The sequence below is a fragment of the Streptomyces sp. HUAS MS02 genome (genome assembly GCF_055702265.1).
In genome coordinates this window covers 3,157,949-3,174,222 of record NZ_CM146747.1, presented here as the reverse complement: position 1 = coordinate 3,174,222, position 16,274 = coordinate 3,157,949, and the positions used below count along the sequence as shown (strand labels likewise).

Genomic DNA, 16,274 nt, shown 5'->3' with positions numbered 1-16,274 from the left:
CTGGGTCCGACTCGGTGCGATTATGCACTTACCGGGTGGGCGGGGGCGCAAACAACGCGGAGGTCAGTCGCCTTCCCGCCGTTCGCGCGTCGAGAGCAGCCTGCGCAGGGAGTAGAGCCGCGCCGGGTCGGCGTGCCCGTCCGCCACCCACTGGTCCAGCGCGCAGTCCTGCTCGTCGTGACTGCACGCGCGGGGGCAGCCCTCCGTGCCCGGCACGAGGTCCGGGAAGGCGTTGATCACCCGGGACGGATCGATGTGCGCGAGCCCGAAGGAACGCACGCCGGGGGTGTCCACGACCCAGCCGCCGTCCGAGTCCGCGAGGGGGAGGGCGAGTGCGGAGGTCGTGGTGTGCCGGCCGCGTCCGGTCACCGCGTTGACGTGGCCCGTGGTGCGGCGCCGGTCCTCCGGGACGAGGGCGTTCACCAGGGTCGTCTTGCCGACGCCCGAGTGGCCGACGAACGCCGTGACCTTCCCGGAGAGGTGTGCGCGCACGCGGTCGGCGGCGCCGCCCGTCTCCAGCTCCTCGCGGCTCGTCACGACGTACGGGATGTCGATGTCGCCGTAGAGCTCCAGGAGTTTGTCCGGTGAGGCCAGGTCCGACTTCGTGAGGACCAGGAGCGGGTCCAGGCCGCCGTCGTAGGCCGCCACCAGGCAGCGGTCGACGAGACGGGGGCGGGGCTCGGGGTCGGCGAGGGCGGTGACGATGGCGAGCTGGTCGGCGTTGGCGACGACGACGCGTTCGTACGGGTCGTCGTCGTCGGCCGTGCGGCGCAGGACCGACGTGCGCTCGGCGATGCGGACGATCCGGGCGAGGGTGTCCTTCTTGCCGGAGAGGTCGCCCACGAGGGCCACCGTGTCGCCGACGACCGCGGCCTTGCGGCCCAGTTCGCGGGCCTTCATCGCGAGGACGACGCGGTCCTCGACGAGGCAGGTCAGCCGGCCCCGGTCGACCGTGAGGACCATGCCCTCGGCGGCGTCCTCGTGCTTCGGGCGGATGTTCGTCCGGGGACGGTTGCCCTTGCGGTTCGGGCGGCTGCGGATGTCGTCCTCGTCGGTGTGCTTGCCGTAACGGCGCATGATCCCGGCCCGCCCGTCAGTTCTTCCCGAGCATCCCGGTCCACATGTCAGGGAAGTCCGGCAGCGTCTTGGCCGTCGTCGCCACGTTCTCGATCCGCACACCCTCCACCGCCAGGCCGATGATCGCGCCGGCCGTGGCCATGCGGTGGTCGTCGTAGGTGTGGAAGACACCGCCGTGCAGCGGGCGCGGGCGGATGTGCAGACCGTCGGCGGTCTCGGTGACGTCGCCGCCGAGTTCGTTGATCTCCTTGGTGAGCGCGGCCAGGCGGTCCGTCTCGTGGAGACGGAGGTGGGCGACGCCGCGCAGCGTGGAGGGGGAGTCGGCGAGGGCGGCGACCGCCGCGATGCCCGGGGTCAGCTCGCCCACCTCGCTCAGGTCCACGTCGATGCCGTGGATCGCGCCCGAACCGGTGAACACCAGTCCGTACTCGGTCAGTTCGCAGGTGCCGCCCATCTCCGTGAAGATCTCGCGGAGCTGGTCACCGGGCTGGGTGGTGCGCGCGGGCCAGTCGGGCACGACGATCTTGCCTCCGGTCACCAGGGCCGCCGCCAGGAACGGCTGCGCGTTGGAGAGGTCCGGCTCGATCGTGAGGTCACGGCCCAGCAGGGCGCCCGGCGTGACCCGCCAGACGTTGGGCTCGCCGCCCGACTCCGGGGTGTCCACCTGGGCGCCCACCGAGCGCAGCATGTCGACGGTCATCCGGATGTGGGGGAGCGAGGGGAGGGTCGCGCCGGTGTGGCGGACCTCGACGCCTTGGTTGAAGCGGGGGGCGGAGAGCAGGAGGGCGCTCACGAACTGCGAGGACGAGGACGCGTCGATCGCCACCGGGCCGCCGTCCAGGGCACCGCTGCCGTGGACCGTCAGGGGGAGCGCGCCCCGGCCGTCGTCGTCGATCCGGGCGCCGAGGACGCGCAGGGCGTCGATCACGCCGTTCAGCGGGCGCTCGTAGGAGCGGGGGTCGCCGTCGAAGCGGATGGGGCCGTCCGCCAGGGCCGCCACCGGGGGCAGGAAGCGCATGACCGTGCCTGCGTTGCCGACGTCGACCGTGGCCGGGCCGTGCAGGCCGGTGGGCAGGACGCGCCAGGCCTCGCCGGAGCCGCCCGCGCCGGAGGAGCTGGAGGAGACGGTCTCCTCGATGCCGACGCCCATCGCGCGCAGGGCGGCCGCCATCAGGAGGGTGTCGCGGGAGCGGAGGGGGCGGCGCAGCCAGCCGGGTTCGCTCGCGAGGGCGGCGAGGACGAGGGCGCGGTTGGTGACCGATTTTGACCCCGGGACGTGGACCGTCGCGTCGACGGCTCCGCTCGCGGTGGGGGCGGGCCAGAGGGCGGGCTGTGCGTTCAGGGCCATGCGGCCACTTTAGTAGGGGTTCGCTCCGCCGGGTCGCGCCGGGGAACGAGGGCCGGCATTTGTCCGCGGGTCCGTTGTGGCTGGTCGCGCCCAAGCGGCGGAGGCGCACATCGACAGAGCCCCGCGCTGCTGAGGGGCGCGCGCCTTGACCGCAGCTTCGAAAAACCTCAGAGGCCCAGCAGCCACCTTCCGCCGCCCATCAGCGCGCACAGCGACACCACGTGGAACATCACCAGCCACACCGTCGCCGGCAGATGGGTCAGCCGGGAGAGCTGGTCCGCGTCGGAGTCGCCGGCGCCTCCCCGGCGGCGCTTGGCCTGGAGTTCGAAGGCCGGGCGTACGCCTCCCAGCAGCAGGAACCAGACCACCGCGTAGGCGAAGGCGGCCTGGACCTGGGGGCCCGCCAGCCAGGAGACGACGACGAAGGTGCCGCCGGTGAGGAGGACCGTCAGGGCGCCGTAGGCGTTGCGGATCATGACCAGCATGGCGATCAGCAGGATCGTGGCGAGCCAGAGGAGCAGGGTGATGCGGCCGGAGCCGAGGAGGGCGGCGCCGCCGAGGCCGAGGAGCGGGGGAGCGGTGTAGCCGGCGGCGGCGGTGAGGATCATGCCGAGGCCGGTGGGCTTGCCGCGGCTGACCGTGAGACCGCTGGTGTCGGAGTGCAGTCGGATGCCGGTGAGGGTGCGGCCGGTGAGCAGCGCGATCAGTCCGTGGCCGCCCTCGTGCGCGATGGTGATGGCGTTGCGCGAGAGCCGCCAGACGCCGTGCGGGACGATCGCCGCGAGCGCGGCGACCCCGGTGGCTATGACGACCCACAGGTCCGGGTCCGGCTGGGTACCGAAGACCTCGTCCCACAGGCTGGCCAGCGAGGTGGCTGCGGTGCTTTCCATGTTCTGCGGTGGCTCCCTCGGGTCGTTGTCGAACGGCGTCGGCGCCTTGCGCCGTTCGTCGGGGGTGGTGGTCGGGTGACGGGTGGGCCTGGCAGTGTGGCACTTATGTGCGGACGGTATGCGTCGAGTCGTAGGCCCGAGGATCTCGCAGGAATCTTTGAGATCGAGAAGTGGGAGCCGGAGGAGGGCCTGGAGCCGGATTACAACGTGGCTCCCACCAAGGAGGTCTACGCGGTTCTCGACCGCCCTCTGAAGGACGCCGACGACAAGCGGCCGGTTCGCCAGCTGCGGAAGCTGAAGTGGGGGCTGGTCCCCTCCTGGTCCAAGAACCCCGAGGGCGCCGCGCGGATGATCAACGCCCGCGCCGAGACCGTGCACGAGAAGCCGTCGTACCGCCGTGCGTTCGCCGCCCGGCGCTGCATCCTGCCCGCCGACGGGTACTTCGAGTGGGTTACCGGCAAGGGGGAGCGGGAGCTGGAGGTCGAGGGGAAGAAGAAGCGCCCGCGCAAGCAGCCGTACTTCGTGCTCCCGGCGGACGGCTCCGTCTTCGCGATGGCCGGGCTGTACGAGTTCTGGCGGGACAGGACGCTGCCGGACGACCATCCGGGGGCCTGGTGGGCGACCTGCTCGGTGATCACGACGGAGGCCGAGACGACCCCGCTGGCGGTGGCCCCGGCGGACGGCCCGCACGCGCTGGCCGAGATCCACCCGCGGATGCCGCTGATGCTGACGCCGGACCGGTGGGACGGCTGGCTCGACCCGGCCCGAACCGACCTCGACGACCTGCGCGGGCTGCTCGAACCGCCGCCCGCCGGGCTGATGCGCGCCTACCCCGTCTCCACGGCCGTCAGCAACGTCCGCAACAACGGGCCGGAGCTGCTGAAGGAGCTGGAAGGGCCCGAGGAAGGCACACTCTTCTGACGTGACCGAGATCGAGGCAGCAGCGACGGAAGAGATCGACACCGAGGCCGGCACGGGCCGTGTCAGCTGGTACGAGGCCGAGGCGCCGGAACGCGTCCTTGCCCTCAGCCATGGCGCCGGCGGTGGCATCGAGGCCCGTGATCTGCGGGCCCTCGCCGCCGTGCTCCCCGCGCACGGGGTGAGCGTGGCCCTGGTGGAGCAGCCGTGGCGGGTCGCCGGGAAGAAGCTCGCGCCCGCGCCCAGGACGCTGGACGTGGGCTGGCGGGGTCTGTGGCCCGCGCTGGCGAAGCCGGGACTCCCGGTGATCGCGGGCGGCCGGAGCGCCGGCGCGCGGGTGGCCTGCCGCACGGCGGCTGAGCTGGGCGCGGCGGCCGTACTGGCGCTGAGCTTTCCGCTGCATCCGCCGGGCAGGCCGGAGAAGTCCCGGGCCGAGGAACTGCTGGGGGCCGGGGTGCCCACCCTCGTGGTCCAGGGCGGCAACGATCCGTTCGGGAGGCCGGAGGAGTTCCCGGAGGGCGGGTACGGGCTCGTGGAGGTGCCGTACGGCGATCACGGGTTCGCCGTGCCGAAGCGGGCGCCCCTCGGGCAGGACGAGGCGCTGACGGTGATCACCGAGGGTGTCGTGGAGTGGATCGCGTCACTCCGGTGATCCGTCCGGTGGCGGACGGGAATGTGGAGCGGTGGCCCTTGGTTGTGCGGATCAGACAGCGCGAAAGACCGTGCTGACCGCCGTACGAGAGGAAGTCCGCCGCATGGGTTCGACCTATTGCCCGAGCCGCAGCAGCCGCGCTGACCTGGACTGGACGGTGCTGCACGCGGCCAAGAGCGGCCCTGTTCGGGCGGCGGCGGGCATGGATCGTCGTCTATCCTCCGATTCTGGTGGTACCGGTTTCGGTATCGCACAGACGCTGGAGGAGGTGGGTCCGGTCACTGGGACCGACGCAGGGACCGAACGGGGCCAGGCGGAGCAGCCCGAGGGCACCGAGACCGCCGCGGAGCGCAGCGCCCGGTTCGAACGGGACGCTCTGGAATTCCTCGATCAGATGTACTCGGCCGCGCTGCGCATGACGCGCAACCCGGCCGATGCCGAGGACCTGGTGCAGGAGACGTACGCGAAGGCGTACGCGTCCTTCCACCAGTTCCGTGAGGGCACCAACCTGAAGGCCTGGCTGTACCGGATCCTCACGAACACCTTCATCAACTCGTACCGCAAGAAGCAGCGCGAACCCCAGCGCAGCGCGGCCGAGGAGATCGAGGACTGGCAGCTGGCGCGCGCCGAGTCGCACATGTCGACCGGGCTGCGCTCCGCCGAGTCGCAGGCGCTCGACCACCTGCCCGACTCGGACGTGAAGGCGGCGCTGCAGGCGATCCCCGAGGAGTTCCGCATCGCCGTCTATCTGGCCGATGTCGAGGGCTTTGCGTACAAGGAGATCGCCGACATCATGGGGACACCCATCGGTACGGTGATGTCCCGGCTGCACCGGGGTCGCCGTCAACTGCGCGGCATGCTCGAGGACTACGCCCGTGACCGCGGGCTGGTTCCGGCCGGCGCCGGGGAGTCGAACGAAGCGAAAGGCTCGGGCTCATGAGCTGCGGAGAGCCGCATGAGACGGATTGCAGCGAAATCCTCGATCATCTCTACGAGTTCCTCGACCGGGAGATGCCCGACGCCGACTGCACCAAGTTCGAGCACCACTTCGAGGAGTGCTCGCCCTGCCTGGAGAAGTACGGACTCGAACAGGCCGTCAAGAAGCTGGTGAAGCGCTGCTGTGGGCATGACGACGTGCCCACCGATCTGCGCGCCAAGGTCATGGGCAGGATCGATCTGATCCGATCGGGACAGGCCGTTCCCGAACATGATGTGACGGCGTCGCCGGTCACACCGCAGGAGGGCTGACCTTCTTCTGAGCCCGTTTCGGGGACGGCCGCCCGGCCGTCCCCGAAACGGGCTCAGTCATGTGCGGGGGCGCGGCGGTGGAACGGGCTCAGACCTCCATGCCGCTCTCGATGCGCTTCAGGCCGTGCCGGGCCAGGGCCAGGTTGCTGCGGGAGCGGTCCAGCGCGAGGTAGAGGAAGAGTGAACCCTTGCTGCTGGTCAGCGGGCGGATCAGGTGGTACTGCCGGCTCAGTGTGATCAGGATGTCCTCGATCACGTCGTTCATGTCGAGGGACGCCAGCGTGCGCATCTTGGCGCGCACCACCTCGGTGTTGCCGGCCGCCGCGAGTTCCAGATCGAGGTGCGGCCCGCCGCCGAGGGCGCCGAGTGACATCCCGCTCTCGTAGTCGACCAGCGCGACACCGACCGCGCCGTCGATGGTCATGGCTTCCTTGAGTGCGGTCTCGATGTTCATATTGCTGCCCCAATTCCTCAGTGCTGCTGACCGGTCACTGTCCGGCCATCTACGATCGACATCAGTGACCCACCGGTCACAAACATCAACTTTTCTGTGTGTTACGGAAGTTGGCGTTCAAAGTACTGTGCGGCGCGTCAACGTGGAGGGCGAATGGGGGGACTTGAGGAAAGGAAGCCCGCGCTCCAGGCCTCCCTGGACCGGCTTCTCGACTCTCCCGGCGTCACCGGCCTCGCCCTGATCGACGCGGTCACGGGACTCACCTACGCCGTCGCGGGCGACGCGGCCCAGGTCGGGACGGGGGCGGAGTGCTCCGATCTCGCCACCCTCATCTCCGACCGGCTCGGCGAGGCCGGGGCCGAGGGCGAGCTGGAGAGCGTGGTCATGACCAGCAGACGACGCCATCAGGTACTGCTCTCCGTGGACCGGACGGCCGGCGACCCGCTGCTGCTCGCCGCCGGCCTCGACCGTGACCGGGCGAACGTGGCGCTGGCACTGCGCAGCCTCGGCGACCGGGTGCGCGAGGTGCTGGCGTGAAGACACCCTCGGCACGCAACGTCCCCGCACTGCTGCAGGCACTGCACCAGGAGAGCTACACCGGCACGGTACGGGTCTCCGGCTCCCCCGGTGGCACGATTCACCTGCGGGACGGACTGATCGGAGCGATCGAGACACCGGGTGCGCCGACCGCGACGTCCACGCTGCTCGCCTCGGGCCGGATCGACGACGACGCCTGGCTCGCGGCCCGCGCCGCCGAGCCCGACGCCGACCGGCTCGCCCCGCATCTGATCGCCGCCGGTCTGATCGGCGCCGCCGAACTGGAGGTCGTCTGCACGGCGGCCGTGTTCGACGGGGCCTTCGCGATGGCGCTCAGCCCGCCCGGCGGCTGGGAACTGACCGAACGCCAGCCCACTCTCCTCGCCCGGCCCGGCGTCGAGCCGCGGCCGCTGGCCGAGGAGACCACCCGCCGTATGGCGCTGCTGACCCGGCTGTGGGGCCCCGCGGGAGAACTGGCCCGGGCCCGGCCCCGACCGGTCGGCGGCCGCGGCACCCCGGAGCCTGACGGTCGGCTGACCCGACGCCACCAGGACCTTGTGGAGGCCGCCAACGGCCGCCGTACCCCACGAGACATGGCCTTCGCCCGGGGGCGCGGACTCTACGCGGTCATGCTGGACCTCGTCCGGCTGGAGGCGCGCCGGGTCGTCCACTGGGAGAGCGGGCCGGCCCCCGACCGCCGGCCCAGCACCGCGCCCCGGGTCCTCCAGGGGCAGTCGGCACCGGACGAACCGTCACCGAGAGCCGGTCCCCTGCCCAGACGCAGGCCCGGTGGAGGCTCTCCCACCGGAGGCCTCGGAGCGAAGGGCGGGTAGTGAGCCCCCACAGAGACCCGGCCCGCAAACGCCGCATACGCAGCAAGGCCGCCCGCCTCCGACGGCGGCAGGTGCCGAGAGCGCCCACGGACGACCGTCCGGTCCCACCCGCCGAAACCCCACCGCACGCCGCGCCCGTCCCCACGAACCCGGTACGACCGCCGTCCACCGAGCCCGGTGTCGGCGCGGCCGAACGGCCACCGTCCGCCTCAGTGGCCGGGGCCGGGGCGGCCGAACGGTCACCGTCCGGTGCGATGCCGGCCGGATCGTCACCTCCCACCAAGAACTCCAAGAACTCCAAGAACACCGAGAACACCGAGAACCCCGTCCCGGCCGCAGAACGGCCGTCGGGCGCCCTACCCGGTGATGTCGCCGCGAAGCCGCCGTTACCCGTGCGGGGCGCGGCGCGTCCTCCCACCGACGCCGCGGACGGCACGCCGGACAACCCGGCCGTTCCGTCCCCGTTCCCGCCCATGTCCCTGCTGTCGGCCGAGGAACTGCTCGCCGACCAACCCTCCGTAGAAATGCTGCGGCGTGTCCGCCGCGGGCTGCGGGCTCTCCCCGAGTCCCACCGGCACCTGCCCGACTAGCGGGCGCCGGGAAAGTCCGCCGGCACCCCCTGCCGCCCGGACCGCACACCCACCGCAGACGTATGGACCAAGGAGCACGTGCCCATGACCACACACGCATCGACCGAATCGCTGACCGGCATCCTGGCCTCGCTGCGTGACCGGGTGATGGGCGTCGCCGAGAGCGTCCTGTCCACCGTGGACGGGCTCCTCGTCGTCGCCGACGTCGACAAGGTCCACCCCGAGTCCGTCGCGGCCCTCGCCGCCGCCACCCTCGGTGTCAGCCGTCGTATGGCCGACCAGTCCGGTGCCGGGGCCCTCCGCGAGGTGGTCGTCCGGTGCGGCGCGGGGCACGTCATCGTGGTCGCCGTGGGCGAACGCACCCTGCTGACCGTCATGGGCGACGACGGCCTCGACCTCGCCGCCTTCCAACGCGAGTCCCCGGCGACCGTCGAACAGTTGAACAAGGCGCTCGCGGCGGATGTGGCGCACTGAGACGACGACGAGACACGGCGGTGCCGTCGACCGGGACGGCGAAGAGGTACGGCGGTGCCGCAGACCGGGGCCGTCGACGCGGGAGCGTTACTTCACTCGAAGGGGTTAATCCGGCCGTCGTGGCGCGAGGGATTCACCCGTAGCCGTCCCCTCCCGTTCCGGCCCGTCCTAGGCTCCGGAGCCTGAACTCGGGGAGGGTGCCATGGGGTCGGTGACGGCATGGGCACGTGTGTACGTCGCCTGTGTCGTCCTCGGGGCCCTGGTCTGTCTCGCGCCCCTGTCGGGCGGCCACGTCCCGTGGTGGGCGGTGACCCTGCTCGCCGCGCTGTACGCCGCGTGCGAGCAGATCACCCGCTGCCCCTTCATGGGCCACCGCGCGCCCAAGGGCATGGGCACCTTCTTCCCCGTCCTCCTCGCCGGGGCCTTTCTGCTGCCGGTGCCCGCCGCCGCGCTCGTGGCCGTGCCGGGGGCGTTGCTCTCCCTGGTCGAACAGCGGCCGCGAGCACTGCGCCGGATCTGGCGGGCGGGCCGGCTGGTGCTCGCGGTGGGGGCCGCGTCGCACACGCACGCGGCGCTCGGCGGCCGGGACGCGGTCGCCGGTCCCGACTTCCCGTACGCGCTGCTGCCCGCCGGCGCCGCGGCCGTGGTGTTCTGCGCGGTGCTCACGCTGCTCGACGGCGGGATCCTGGCGCTCGCCGAGCGGGTACCGGCGCGCGTCGCCTGGCGGGGGCTCTTCTGGCGGTCGCTGGCGCCCGTCGTCGTGCACGGGCTCGCCGGGCTGATGATGGCCGTGCTGTGGCGCAGCCCGCACGGGCCCGTCGCGGCGCTGCTCGTGCTGCTGCCGATGTACGTGTCCTGCTGGGTGTTCGCGCAGTACCACCGGGAGCGTGCGGCGCACCGGGCGACCGTCCGCGCGCTCGTCCAGGCCGTCGACATCAAGGACGGGTACACGCGCGGGCACAGCGAGCGGGTCGGGCAGGCGTCCCTGCTGATCGCGCGGGAACTGGGCATGGACGACGAACGGGCTGAGGTCCTCCGGTTCGCCGGGATCCTGCACGACGTGGGCAAGCTCGGGGTGCCCACGCGGCTGCTGCGCAAGGACGGTCCGCTGACGCCCGAGGAGCGGCGGATCGTCGAACTGCATCCCGAGTACGGCCACGAGATGGTGCGCGGGATCTCCTTCCTCGGGGAGGCCCGGGCGGCGGTGCTGCACCATCACGAGCGGCTGGACGGGAGCGGGTACCCCTACGGGCTGGTCGGTGGCCAGATCCCCGAGTTCGCCCGGGTCGTCGCGGTCGCCGACGCCTTCGACGCCATGACCTCCACCCGCTCCTACCGCCGGGCGCGCCCCGTCGACGCCGCCCTCGCCGAGCTGCGGCGATGCGCGGGCGCCCAGTTCGACCCCGTCATGGTGACGGCACTGAGCCGCGCCCTCGCCCGCCACGGCTGGGCCCCGACCGTCACGGCCGACCCCAGTGGCAACGTCCCACCCGGCGCGAGCATCCCGTCCGGCGGGACGCGCGGCGAGCCGGGGACGGGCCGGGAGCGGCGCGAGGCCGGGCTCGGGCGCGGAAGTGGGGCGCGTGGTGGCGATGGGGGGCGCGTGCCGTGACCCTGCTCGTCGGTCTGCGCTGTCTCGCCGGGCTGCTTGCTCTCCTGGCCCTCGGCCACACCCTCTGGCACGGTCTCGACGATCCCGGTGTCGCCCTCGCGTTCGGGGTGCTCATGGGCGTGGGGGAGCTGTCGCGGTGGCGTGGGGCGGAGGGGCGTGATGTGGCGCCGCTCGGGGCCGCCGGGGCGCTGGCCTACGCGCTGCTGGGGGAGAACGGCGGGCGGCCGACGGGGCACGGGGTGCTCCAGGTCGTCGCCGTGGTCGTCGCAGCCGCGCTGCTGGGGTGCGTGCCGCATGTGGCCAAGGGGTGCGGATCGACCGTCGACCACCTCACCCGGCGGGTCCTCACCGTCGCCTTCGCCGCCCTCTGCTTCCAGCCGCTGCACCACCGGGGCGTACCCGCGCAGTGGAGCGGCCCCTCCCACGCTCTGCTCCTCGTCGCGCTGCTCGTCCTGACGGCGTTGTGCGACGCCGTGCTCGCGGCGGCCATGGCGCACGCGCGGACCCGGTGGCCGTACGGCCCGCTGCTGAGGGACGAACTGCGGACGCTGCCCGGAATAGGGTCGGCGGTGTGCGCGACGGGGGCCGTCATGGCCCTCGCCACCGGTGTCGTCGGGCTGTGGGCGCTGCCGGTGTTCTCGCTGCCGCTGCTCCTCACCCACCTGTCGTCGCGGCGGTACGCCCACGTCCGCAACACCTACCGGCAGACCATCGCCTCCCTGGCCCGCGCCACGGAGATCGCCGGGTACACCCCGGCCGGGCACGCCCGGAGGGTGGCCCTGCTGAGCCGCGAGGTGGGCCGTGAGCTGGGGCTCGGCGAGTCCCAGCTGACCGTCGTCGAGTTCGCCGCCCTGATGCACGACATCGGCCAGCTGAGCCTCGTCGACCCCGTACCGGCCGGAGCCACCGCCGGGCTCCCGGTGGCCGAGCAGCGCCGGATCGCGCTGCTGGGCGGCGCCGTCGTGCGGCAGACCGGGGTGGACGCCGAGGTCGCCGTGGTGGTGGAGCGCCAGGCGGATCCGTACCGTGAGCAGCCGGTCGGCGCGCGCATCGTGCGGGCCGTGAACGCATACGAGGAGAAGGTCCGGGAAGCAGGGCCGGAAGGGCCGCTCCGGGCGCTGGAGGAACTGCGGCTGGGCACGGCCCGGGACTATCACCCGGAGGTGGTGGAGTCGCTCGCGCGGGTACTGTCGAGAGACTGTCTGACCTTGCCCGCGGTGGGGTAACCCATGGGTAATGAGCGCCTCTCCATCCGGTCGTGGTTGGATGCGAGGGAGAGGGTGTACCGGGGGCGACGGCCAGCCCACTCCGACGGAACTGGCAGGCGGGAACCGTAACTGGCAGGCGGGAATCGTGAGGATCTTCGGCAAGGGACGGCATCGGCCCTCCGCCTCCTGGCGGCAGGCCACCGATCGTGCGTTCACGTTGATCGGCGACGGTCGGTACGAGGACGCGGGGGCGCTGCTGACACGTGCCGCGGACCTGGAGCCGTGGCTGTCCGAGTCCTGGTTCAACCTCGCCCTCCTGCACAAGTTCCGGCACGACTGGGAGCAGGCGAGAGCGGCCGGACTGCGGGCCGTCGCACTGCTCGACCGCGAGACCGGCGCGCCCGACTGGTGGAACGTGGGCATCGCCGCGACCGCCCTCCAGGACTGGCCGCTGGCCCGCAGGGCGTGGCAGGCGTACGGGCTGCGGGTGCCCGGGGGCGCGGCCCGGCCGAAGCCCGGTAGCGGGCCCGGCGATTCCGGGGAGCCGGTGGGCATGGACCTCGGCAGCGCGGCCGTACGGCTCTCGCCCGAGGGCGAGGCCGAGGTCGTGTGGGGGCGGCGGCTCGACCCCGCCCGGATCGAGGTGCTCTCCATCCCGTTGCCGTCGTCCGGGCGGCGCTGGGGCGAGGTCGTCCTGCACGACGGCGTGCCGCACGGGGAGCGGACCACCGCCGCGGGGCACGCGTATCCGGTGTTCGACGAGATCGAGTTGTGGGCGCCGTCCCCCGTGCCGACCTGGGTGGTGCTGCTGGAGGCCGCGACCGAGGCGGACCGGGACGCGCTGGAGCGGCTCGCGGCGGACGCGGGGTTCGCTGCGGAGGACTGGTCGTCGTCGGTGCGGTTGCTGTGCCGGCTGTGCTCGGAGTCACGGATGCCGTCCGACGAGGGCGACGGGGAGCATCTCGATCCGCACGATCACAGCGAGCCGGGGCATCCCGGGCCGCTGGGGCATGTCACGGACGGGCAGTTGTGGGCGCCGGAGCGGGAGTGCGGGGTGGCCGCGCCGGCTTCGCTGGTTCGGGGGTTGCTGGACGGGTGGGTGGCCGACAGTCCGGATTCTCGTGATTGGCGGGATCTGGAAGAGGTTTGTTAGGGGCGTGCGGTTCGATTTCGGCCGCGGGTTCGGTGGGGCTTCTCGCGCAGTTCCCCGCGCCCCCAAAACACGGGGCGCGGTCCCCGTACCCTGTATCAGCAACTTCATCGCTTGTTGTTTTGAGGAAGGCGTACGTCTGTCATGGCCCAGCAGGACACCGATCAGCAGCACGTGGGCGTGCTCCCCGTCGATGACGAGGGGTTCGTCATCGACACGGAGGACTGCGAGGAGCGCGAGCAGGCGTACCGCGAGCGTGGCACGTCGTTGCCGATCACCGTGGTCGGGAACCCGGTGCTGCACAAGGAGTGCAAGGACGTCACGGAGTTCGGCGACGAGCTGGCCAAGCTGGTGGACGACATGTTCGCCAGCCAGCGCACGGCGGAGGGCGTGGGTCTGGCCGCGAACCAGGTCGGTGTCGATCTGAAGGTCTTCGTGTACGACTGCCCCGATGACGAGGGCAAGCGTCACACCGGTGTCATCTGCAACCCGAAGCTGGTCGAACTCCCGGCCGAAAAGCGCCGGTTGGACGACAGCAACGAGGGCTGCCTGTCCGTGCCGACGGCCTATATGCCGCTCGCCCGCCCCGACTACGCCGAGGTCACCGGGCAGGACGAGAAGGGCAACCCGATCAAGGTGCGCGGCACCGGCTACTTCGCGCGCTGCCTCCAGCACGAGACCGACCACCTGTACGGCTACCTCTACATCGACCGGCTCTCCAAGCGCGACCGCAAGGACGCCCTGCGGCAGATGGCCGAGAACGAGCCCCGCTACCCCGTGGTCGCCAACGACTGAAACGACTCGCCCCGCCCTCAGGCGGCCTCCGGGCCCCGGAACGTCCGGCGGTAGGCCTGCGGGGTCGTGTTCAGCGACCGGACGAACTGATGACGCAGGGCGGCGGCGGTGCCGAAGCCGGTGCGCCAGGCGATGGCGTCCACCGTCTCGTCCGTCGCCTCCAGCAAGCGCTGGGCCAGCAGCACCCGTTGGCGCAGGATCCAGCGGTACGGGGTGGTCCCGGTCTCCTGCTGGAAGCGGCGGGCGAACGTGCGCGGGGACATGTGCGCGCGGGCGGCGAGCTGCTCGACGGTGACCTCCTCGTCGAGGTGCTGCTCCATCCATACGAGCACCTCGCCGACCGTGTCGCACTGCGAGCGCGGCAGCGGCCGCTCGATGTACTGGGCCTGGCCGCCGTCGCGATGCGGTGGCACCACCATCCGCCGGGCGATCTTGTTCGCCACCTCCGTCCCGTGCTCCTTGCGGACGATGTGCAGACAGGCGTCGATACCGGCCGCCGTGCCCGCCGAGGTGATCACCGGGTCCGCGTCGACGTACAGCACGTCCGGCTCGACCACCGCGCGCGGATACTGCCGGGACAGTTCCTCGGCGTGCCGCCAGTGGACCGCGCACGGCCGGCCGTCCAGCAGTCCGGCCGCGCCGAGCACGAAGACGCCCGAGCACACGCTCAGCACCCGGGCGCCCCGGTCCGCGGCCCGGCGCAGCGCGTCGAGCAGGTCGGCCGGGTAGATCCGGTGCACATAGCTGTCGCCCGCCGGCACGACCACCAGGTCGGCCTCTTCGAGCCGGTCCAGGCCGTACGGGGTGGAGATGGTGAAGCCCGCGTGCGTCCGCAGGGTCGGGCCCTCCGCCGACGCGACCACGAAGTCGTACACCGGCAGGCCCTCGTCGCTGCGGTCGAGGCCGAAGACCTCGCACACGACTCCCAGTTCGAAGGGGTGCACGCCCTCCATGAGGATGGCGGCCACGTTCTTCAGCATGCTGCCAGTGTGCCTCGGAAGTGGCAGGAATTCGAGGGGGTGCGGCAGTCCTGCCACTGTTTGTCAGGAGTGTTCGGCGCGACAGTGGTGTCCATGGATACGACACAGCTGCAAGGACTCATCGGAACACTGGCCGTCCTCGGGATGCTCGCCCTGGTGGCGCTACCCGCGATCGTCGGCGTCGTGCACGACCGGCGTATCGACCGCCAGCTCCGGCGGGCGGCGCAGGAACGTCGGGCGACGCAGGAGAGGCGGGCACCGCAGGAACGGCAGGCGGCGCAGGAGAGGCAGGCGGCGCCGTCGCACCGCGTCGCCCGCCCCGCCTGATCGCCGTCGTCAGGCATGCGGCGCCCCATGGCCACGGACGCACGACCCGAGGCGGCGACCCCTCCGGCACCTCCCCGGCACGACGACGACCGCGCAGGTCACGTCGGCCGGGGACGCCATCACCTCGAAGGGGCCCGGCTCAGAAGTCCTCGTCCAGGTCGACGGTGCCCTCCACCGCGACCTGGTACGCGGACGGGCGCCGCTCGAAGAAGTTGGTCAGCTCCTGGACGCCCTGCAACTCCATGAAGGAGAAGGGGTTCTCCGAGCCGTACACCGGGGCGAAGCCGAGGCGCGTGAGGCGCTGGTCGGCCACGCATTCCAGGTACTGCCGCATCGACTCGGTGTTCATGCCCGGCAGTCCGTCACCGCACAGGTCGCGCCCGAACTGCAGCTCGGCCTCGACCGCTTCCCGCAGCATGTCCGTGACCTGCTGCTGGAGCGCGTCGTCGAAGAGCTCCGGCTCCTCCTTGCGGACGGTGTCCACCACCTCGAAGGCGAAGGACATGTGCATCGTCTCGTCGCGGAACACCCAGTTGGTGCCGGTGGCCAGACCGTGCAGCAGACCCCGGCTGCGGAACCAGTAGACGTACGCGAAGGCGCCGTAGAAGAACAGGCCCTCGATGCACGCCGCGAAGCAGATCAGGTTGAGCAGGAAGCGGCGGCGGTCCGCCTGGGACTCCAGTCGGTCCAGCTTCTCGACCGAGTCCATCCACCGGAAGCAGAACTCCGCCTTCTCCCGGATGGAGGGGATGTTCTCCACCGCCGCGAAGGCCGCCGCCCGGTCCTCCGGGTCGGGGAGGTAGGTGTCCAGGAGCGTCAGATAGAACTGGACGTGCACGGCCTCCTCGAAGAGCTGGCGGCTCAGATAGAGCCGCGCCTCGGGGGAGTTGATGTGCTTGTAGAGCGTCAGCACGAGGTTGTTCGCCACGATCGAGTCGCCCGTCGCGAAGAACGCGACCAGACGGCCGATGAGGTGCTGCTCGGCGGGGGAGAGCTTCGCGAGGTCGGCGACGTCCGAGTGGAGGTCGACCTCCTCGACAGTCCAGGTGTTCTTGATCGCGTCCCGGTAGCGCTCGTAGAAGTCCGGGTAGCGCATCGGGCGGAGAGTCAGCTCGAAGCCGGGGTCGAGGAGATTCTGGGTCATAGCAGTCGGCGCGAAGCGCCGTCCTCCAGGGGTGGTG

General features: G+C 71.7%; 19 protein-coding genes. 13 read left to right on the top strand and 6 right to left on the bottom strand.

What is annotated here, in order from left to right; genetic code table 11:
- Positions 1 to 63: 63 nt before the first annotated feature.
- The 3 genes from rsgA to ACZ9QC_RS13405 form a co-directional block, all read right to left on the bottom strand.
- Positions 64 to 1,077 carry a ribosome small subunit-dependent GTPase A gene (gene rsgA, locus ACZ9QC_RS13415; RefSeq protein WP_472920357.1) on the bottom strand — a complete coding sequence of 338 codons (1,014 nt, stop codon included), beginning with the start codon at positions 1,075 to 1,077 and terminating at the stop codon, positions 64 to 66.
- 16 nt (positions 1,078 to 1,093) lie between these two features.
- Complete coding sequence (aroA, locus tag ACZ9QC_RS13410) at positions 1,094 to 2,425, bottom strand: 3-phosphoshikimate 1-carboxyvinyltransferase (protein WP_472920356.1); 1,332 nt, start codon at positions 2,423 to 2,425, stop codon at positions 1,094 to 1,096.
- A gap of 167 nt (positions 2,426 to 2,592) precedes the next feature.
- Positions 2,593 to 3,315, bottom strand: coding sequence for a M50 family metallopeptidase (locus ACZ9QC_RS13405; RefSeq protein WP_316725922.1), 723 nt, complete (start codon positions 3,313 to 3,315; stop codon positions 2,593 to 2,595).
- Between the two features lie 105 nt (positions 3,316 to 3,420).
- Between ACZ9QC_RS13405 and ACZ9QC_RS13400 the strand changes: the two genes are divergently transcribed.
- The 4 genes from ACZ9QC_RS13400 to rsrA all read left to right on the top strand — a co-directional run bounded on the left by ACZ9QC_RS13400 (position 3,421) and on the right by rsrA (position 6,133).
- Positions 3,421 to 4,236, top strand: coding sequence for an SOS response-associated peptidase (locus ACZ9QC_RS13400; protein ID WP_472920355.1), 816 nt, complete (start codon positions 3,421 to 3,423; stop codon positions 4,234 to 4,236).
- A 1-nt stretch (position 4,237) separates the two neighbouring features.
- Positions 4,238 to 4,885, top strand: a complete 648-nt coding sequence (locus tag ACZ9QC_RS13395) for an alpha/beta hydrolase family protein (RefSeq protein ID WP_472920354.1) — start codon at positions 4,238 to 4,240, stop codon at positions 4,883 to 4,885.
- Between the two features lie 268 nt (positions 4,886 to 5,153).
- The gene (sigR, locus tag ACZ9QC_RS13390; RefSeq protein ID WP_045559042.1) at positions 5,154 to 5,825 is read left to right on the top strand and encodes an RNA polymerase sigma factor SigR; all 672 of its coding nucleotides are present in this window, start codon (positions 5,154 to 5,156) and stop codon (positions 5,823 to 5,825) included.
- Positions 5,822 to 6,133 (top strand): mycothiol system anti-sigma-R factor, encoded by a 312-nt coding sequence (gene rsrA, locus ACZ9QC_RS13385; protein WP_472920353.1) that lies wholly within the window; start codon positions 5,822 to 5,824, stop codon positions 6,131 to 6,133. The genes sigR and rsrA overlap by 4 nt, the downstream gene beginning before the upstream one ends.
- An 88-nt stretch (positions 6,134 to 6,221) precedes the next feature.
- Here the strand turns inward: rsrA and ACZ9QC_RS13380 are convergent, their stop codons facing one another.
- Positions 6,222 to 6,587 carry a hypothetical protein gene (locus ACZ9QC_RS13380; RefSeq protein WP_472920352.1) on the bottom strand — a complete coding sequence of 122 codons (366 nt, stop codon included), beginning with the start codon at positions 6,585 to 6,587 and terminating at the stop codon, positions 6,222 to 6,224.
- A 195-nt stretch (positions 6,588 to 6,782) separates the two neighbouring features.
- Between ACZ9QC_RS13380 and ACZ9QC_RS13375 the strand changes: the two genes are divergently transcribed.
- The 8 genes from ACZ9QC_RS13375 (at position 6,783) to def (ending at position 13,786) form a co-directional block, all read left to right on the top strand.
- Entirely contained in the window at positions 6,783 to 7,124 is a 342-nt protein-coding gene (locus ACZ9QC_RS13375; RefSeq protein ID WP_184903663.1) for a hypothetical protein, read from the top strand.
- A complete protein-coding gene (locus ACZ9QC_RS13370; protein WP_472920351.1) occupies positions 7,121 to 7,957 on the top strand; it encodes a hypothetical protein in 837 nt (278 codons plus the stop codon). Before ACZ9QC_RS13375 ends, ACZ9QC_RS13370 begins: the two co-directional genes overlap by 4 nt.
- Positions 7,958 to 8,211: 254 nt before the next feature.
- Complete coding sequence (locus ACZ9QC_RS13365) at positions 8,212 to 8,547, top strand: hypothetical protein (RefSeq protein WP_472920350.1); 336 nt, start codon at positions 8,212 to 8,214, stop codon at positions 8,545 to 8,547.
- A gap of 84 nt (positions 8,548 to 8,631) precedes the next feature.
- Positions 8,632 to 9,021 carry a roadblock/LC7 domain-containing protein gene (locus ACZ9QC_RS13360; RefSeq protein WP_472920349.1) on the top strand — a complete coding sequence of 130 codons (390 nt, stop codon included), beginning with the start codon at positions 8,632 to 8,634 and terminating at the stop codon, positions 9,019 to 9,021.
- 202 nt (positions 9,022 to 9,223) lie between these two features.
- Entirely contained in the window at positions 9,224 to 10,633 is a 1,410-nt protein-coding gene (locus ACZ9QC_RS13355; protein ID WP_472920348.1) for an HD-GYP domain-containing protein, read from the top strand.
- Complete coding sequence (locus ACZ9QC_RS13350) at positions 10,630 to 11,859, top strand: HD-GYP domain-containing protein (RefSeq protein WP_472920347.1); 1,230 nt, start codon at positions 10,630 to 10,632, stop codon at positions 11,857 to 11,859. Before ACZ9QC_RS13355 ends, ACZ9QC_RS13350 begins: the two co-directional genes overlap by 4 nt.
- 127 nt (positions 11,860 to 11,986) lie before the next feature.
- Positions 11,987 to 12,994 carry a tetratricopeptide repeat protein gene (locus tag ACZ9QC_RS13345; protein ID WP_472920346.1) on the top strand — a complete coding sequence of 336 codons (1,008 nt, stop codon included), beginning with the start codon at positions 11,987 to 11,989 and terminating at the stop codon, positions 12,992 to 12,994.
- A gap of 141 nt (positions 12,995 to 13,135) precedes the next feature.
- Complete coding sequence (def, locus tag ACZ9QC_RS13340; protein ID WP_215448915.1) at positions 13,136 to 13,786, top strand: peptide deformylase; 651 nt, start codon at positions 13,136 to 13,138, stop codon at positions 13,784 to 13,786.
- Positions 13,787 to 13,803: 17 nt separating this feature from the next.
- On the opposite strand, the gene ACZ9QC_RS13335 is transcribed toward def, so the two are convergent.
- Positions 13,804 to 14,766: a GlxA family transcriptional regulator gene (locus tag ACZ9QC_RS13335; protein WP_472920345.1), complete on the bottom strand. Its 963-nt coding sequence runs from the start codon at positions 14,764 to 14,766 to the stop codon at positions 13,804 to 13,806.
- 93 nt (positions 14,767 to 14,859) lie between these two features.
- Between ACZ9QC_RS13335 and ACZ9QC_RS13330 the strand changes: the two genes are divergently transcribed.
- Positions 14,860 to 15,093 carry a hypothetical protein gene (locus tag ACZ9QC_RS13330; protein ID WP_472920344.1) on the top strand — a complete coding sequence of 78 codons (234 nt, stop codon included), beginning with the start codon at positions 14,860 to 14,862 and terminating at the stop codon, positions 15,091 to 15,093.
- Positions 15,094 to 15,232: 139 nt separating this feature from the next.
- Here ACZ9QC_RS13330 and ACZ9QC_RS13325 read toward each other — a convergent pair whose 3' ends face one another.
- Positions 15,233 to 16,237 carry a ribonucleotide-diphosphate reductase subunit beta gene (locus ACZ9QC_RS13325; RefSeq protein ID WP_184899248.1) on the bottom strand — a complete coding sequence of 335 codons (1,005 nt, stop codon included), beginning with the start codon at positions 16,235 to 16,237 and terminating at the stop codon, positions 15,233 to 15,235.
- Positions 16,238 to 16,274 lie beyond the last annotated feature (37 nt).

Excerpts from the sequence above, each read along its gene's own strand:
- rsgA (WP_472920357.1), bottom strand. The coding sequence starts at position 1,077 with ATGCGCCGTTACGGCAAGCACACCGACGAGGACGACATCCGCAGCCGC.
- ACZ9QC_RS13355 (WP_472920348.1), top strand. The coding sequence starts at position 9,224 with ATGGGGTCGGTGACGGCATGGGCACGTGTGTACGTCGCCTGTGTCGTC.
- ACZ9QC_RS13380 (WP_472920352.1), bottom strand. The coding sequence starts at position 6,587 with ATGAACATCGAGACCGCACTCAAGGAAGCCATGACCATCGACGGCGCG.
- aroA (WP_472920356.1), bottom strand. The coding sequence starts at position 2,425 with ATGGCCCTGAACGCACAGCCCGCCCTCTGGCCCGCCCCCACCGCGAGC.
- ACZ9QC_RS13335 (WP_472920345.1), bottom strand. The coding sequence starts at position 14,766 with ATGCTGAAGAACGTGGCCGCCATCCTCATGGAGGGCGTGCACCCCTTC.
- ACZ9QC_RS13325 (WP_184899248.1), bottom strand. The coding sequence starts at position 16,237 with ATGACCCAGAATCTCCTCGACCCCGGCTTCGAGCTGACTCTCCGCCCG.
- ACZ9QC_RS13365 (WP_472920350.1), top strand. The coding sequence starts at position 8,212 with ATGCCGGCCGGATCGTCACCTCCCACCAAGAACTCCAAGAACTCCAAG.
- ACZ9QC_RS13330 (WP_472920344.1), top strand. The coding sequence starts at position 14,860 with ATGGATACGACACAGCTGCAAGGACTCATCGGAACACTGGCCGTCCTC.
- ACZ9QC_RS13405 (WP_316725922.1), bottom strand. The coding sequence starts at position 3,315 with ATGGAAAGCACCGCAGCCACCTCGCTGGCCAGCCTGTGGGACGAGGTC.
- ACZ9QC_RS13400 (WP_472920355.1), top strand. The coding sequence starts at position 3,421 with ATGTGCGGACGGTATGCGTCGAGTCGTAGGCCCGAGGATCTCGCAGGA.
- def (WP_215448915.1), top strand. The coding sequence starts at position 13,136 with ATGGCCCAGCAGGACACCGATCAGCAGCACGTGGGCGTGCTCCCCGTC.
- ACZ9QC_RS13360 (WP_472920349.1), top strand. The coding sequence starts at position 8,632 with ATGACCACACACGCATCGACCGAATCGCTGACCGGCATCCTGGCCTCG.
- rsrA (WP_472920353.1), top strand. The coding sequence starts at position 5,822 with ATGAGCTGCGGAGAGCCGCATGAGACGGATTGCAGCGAAATCCTCGAT.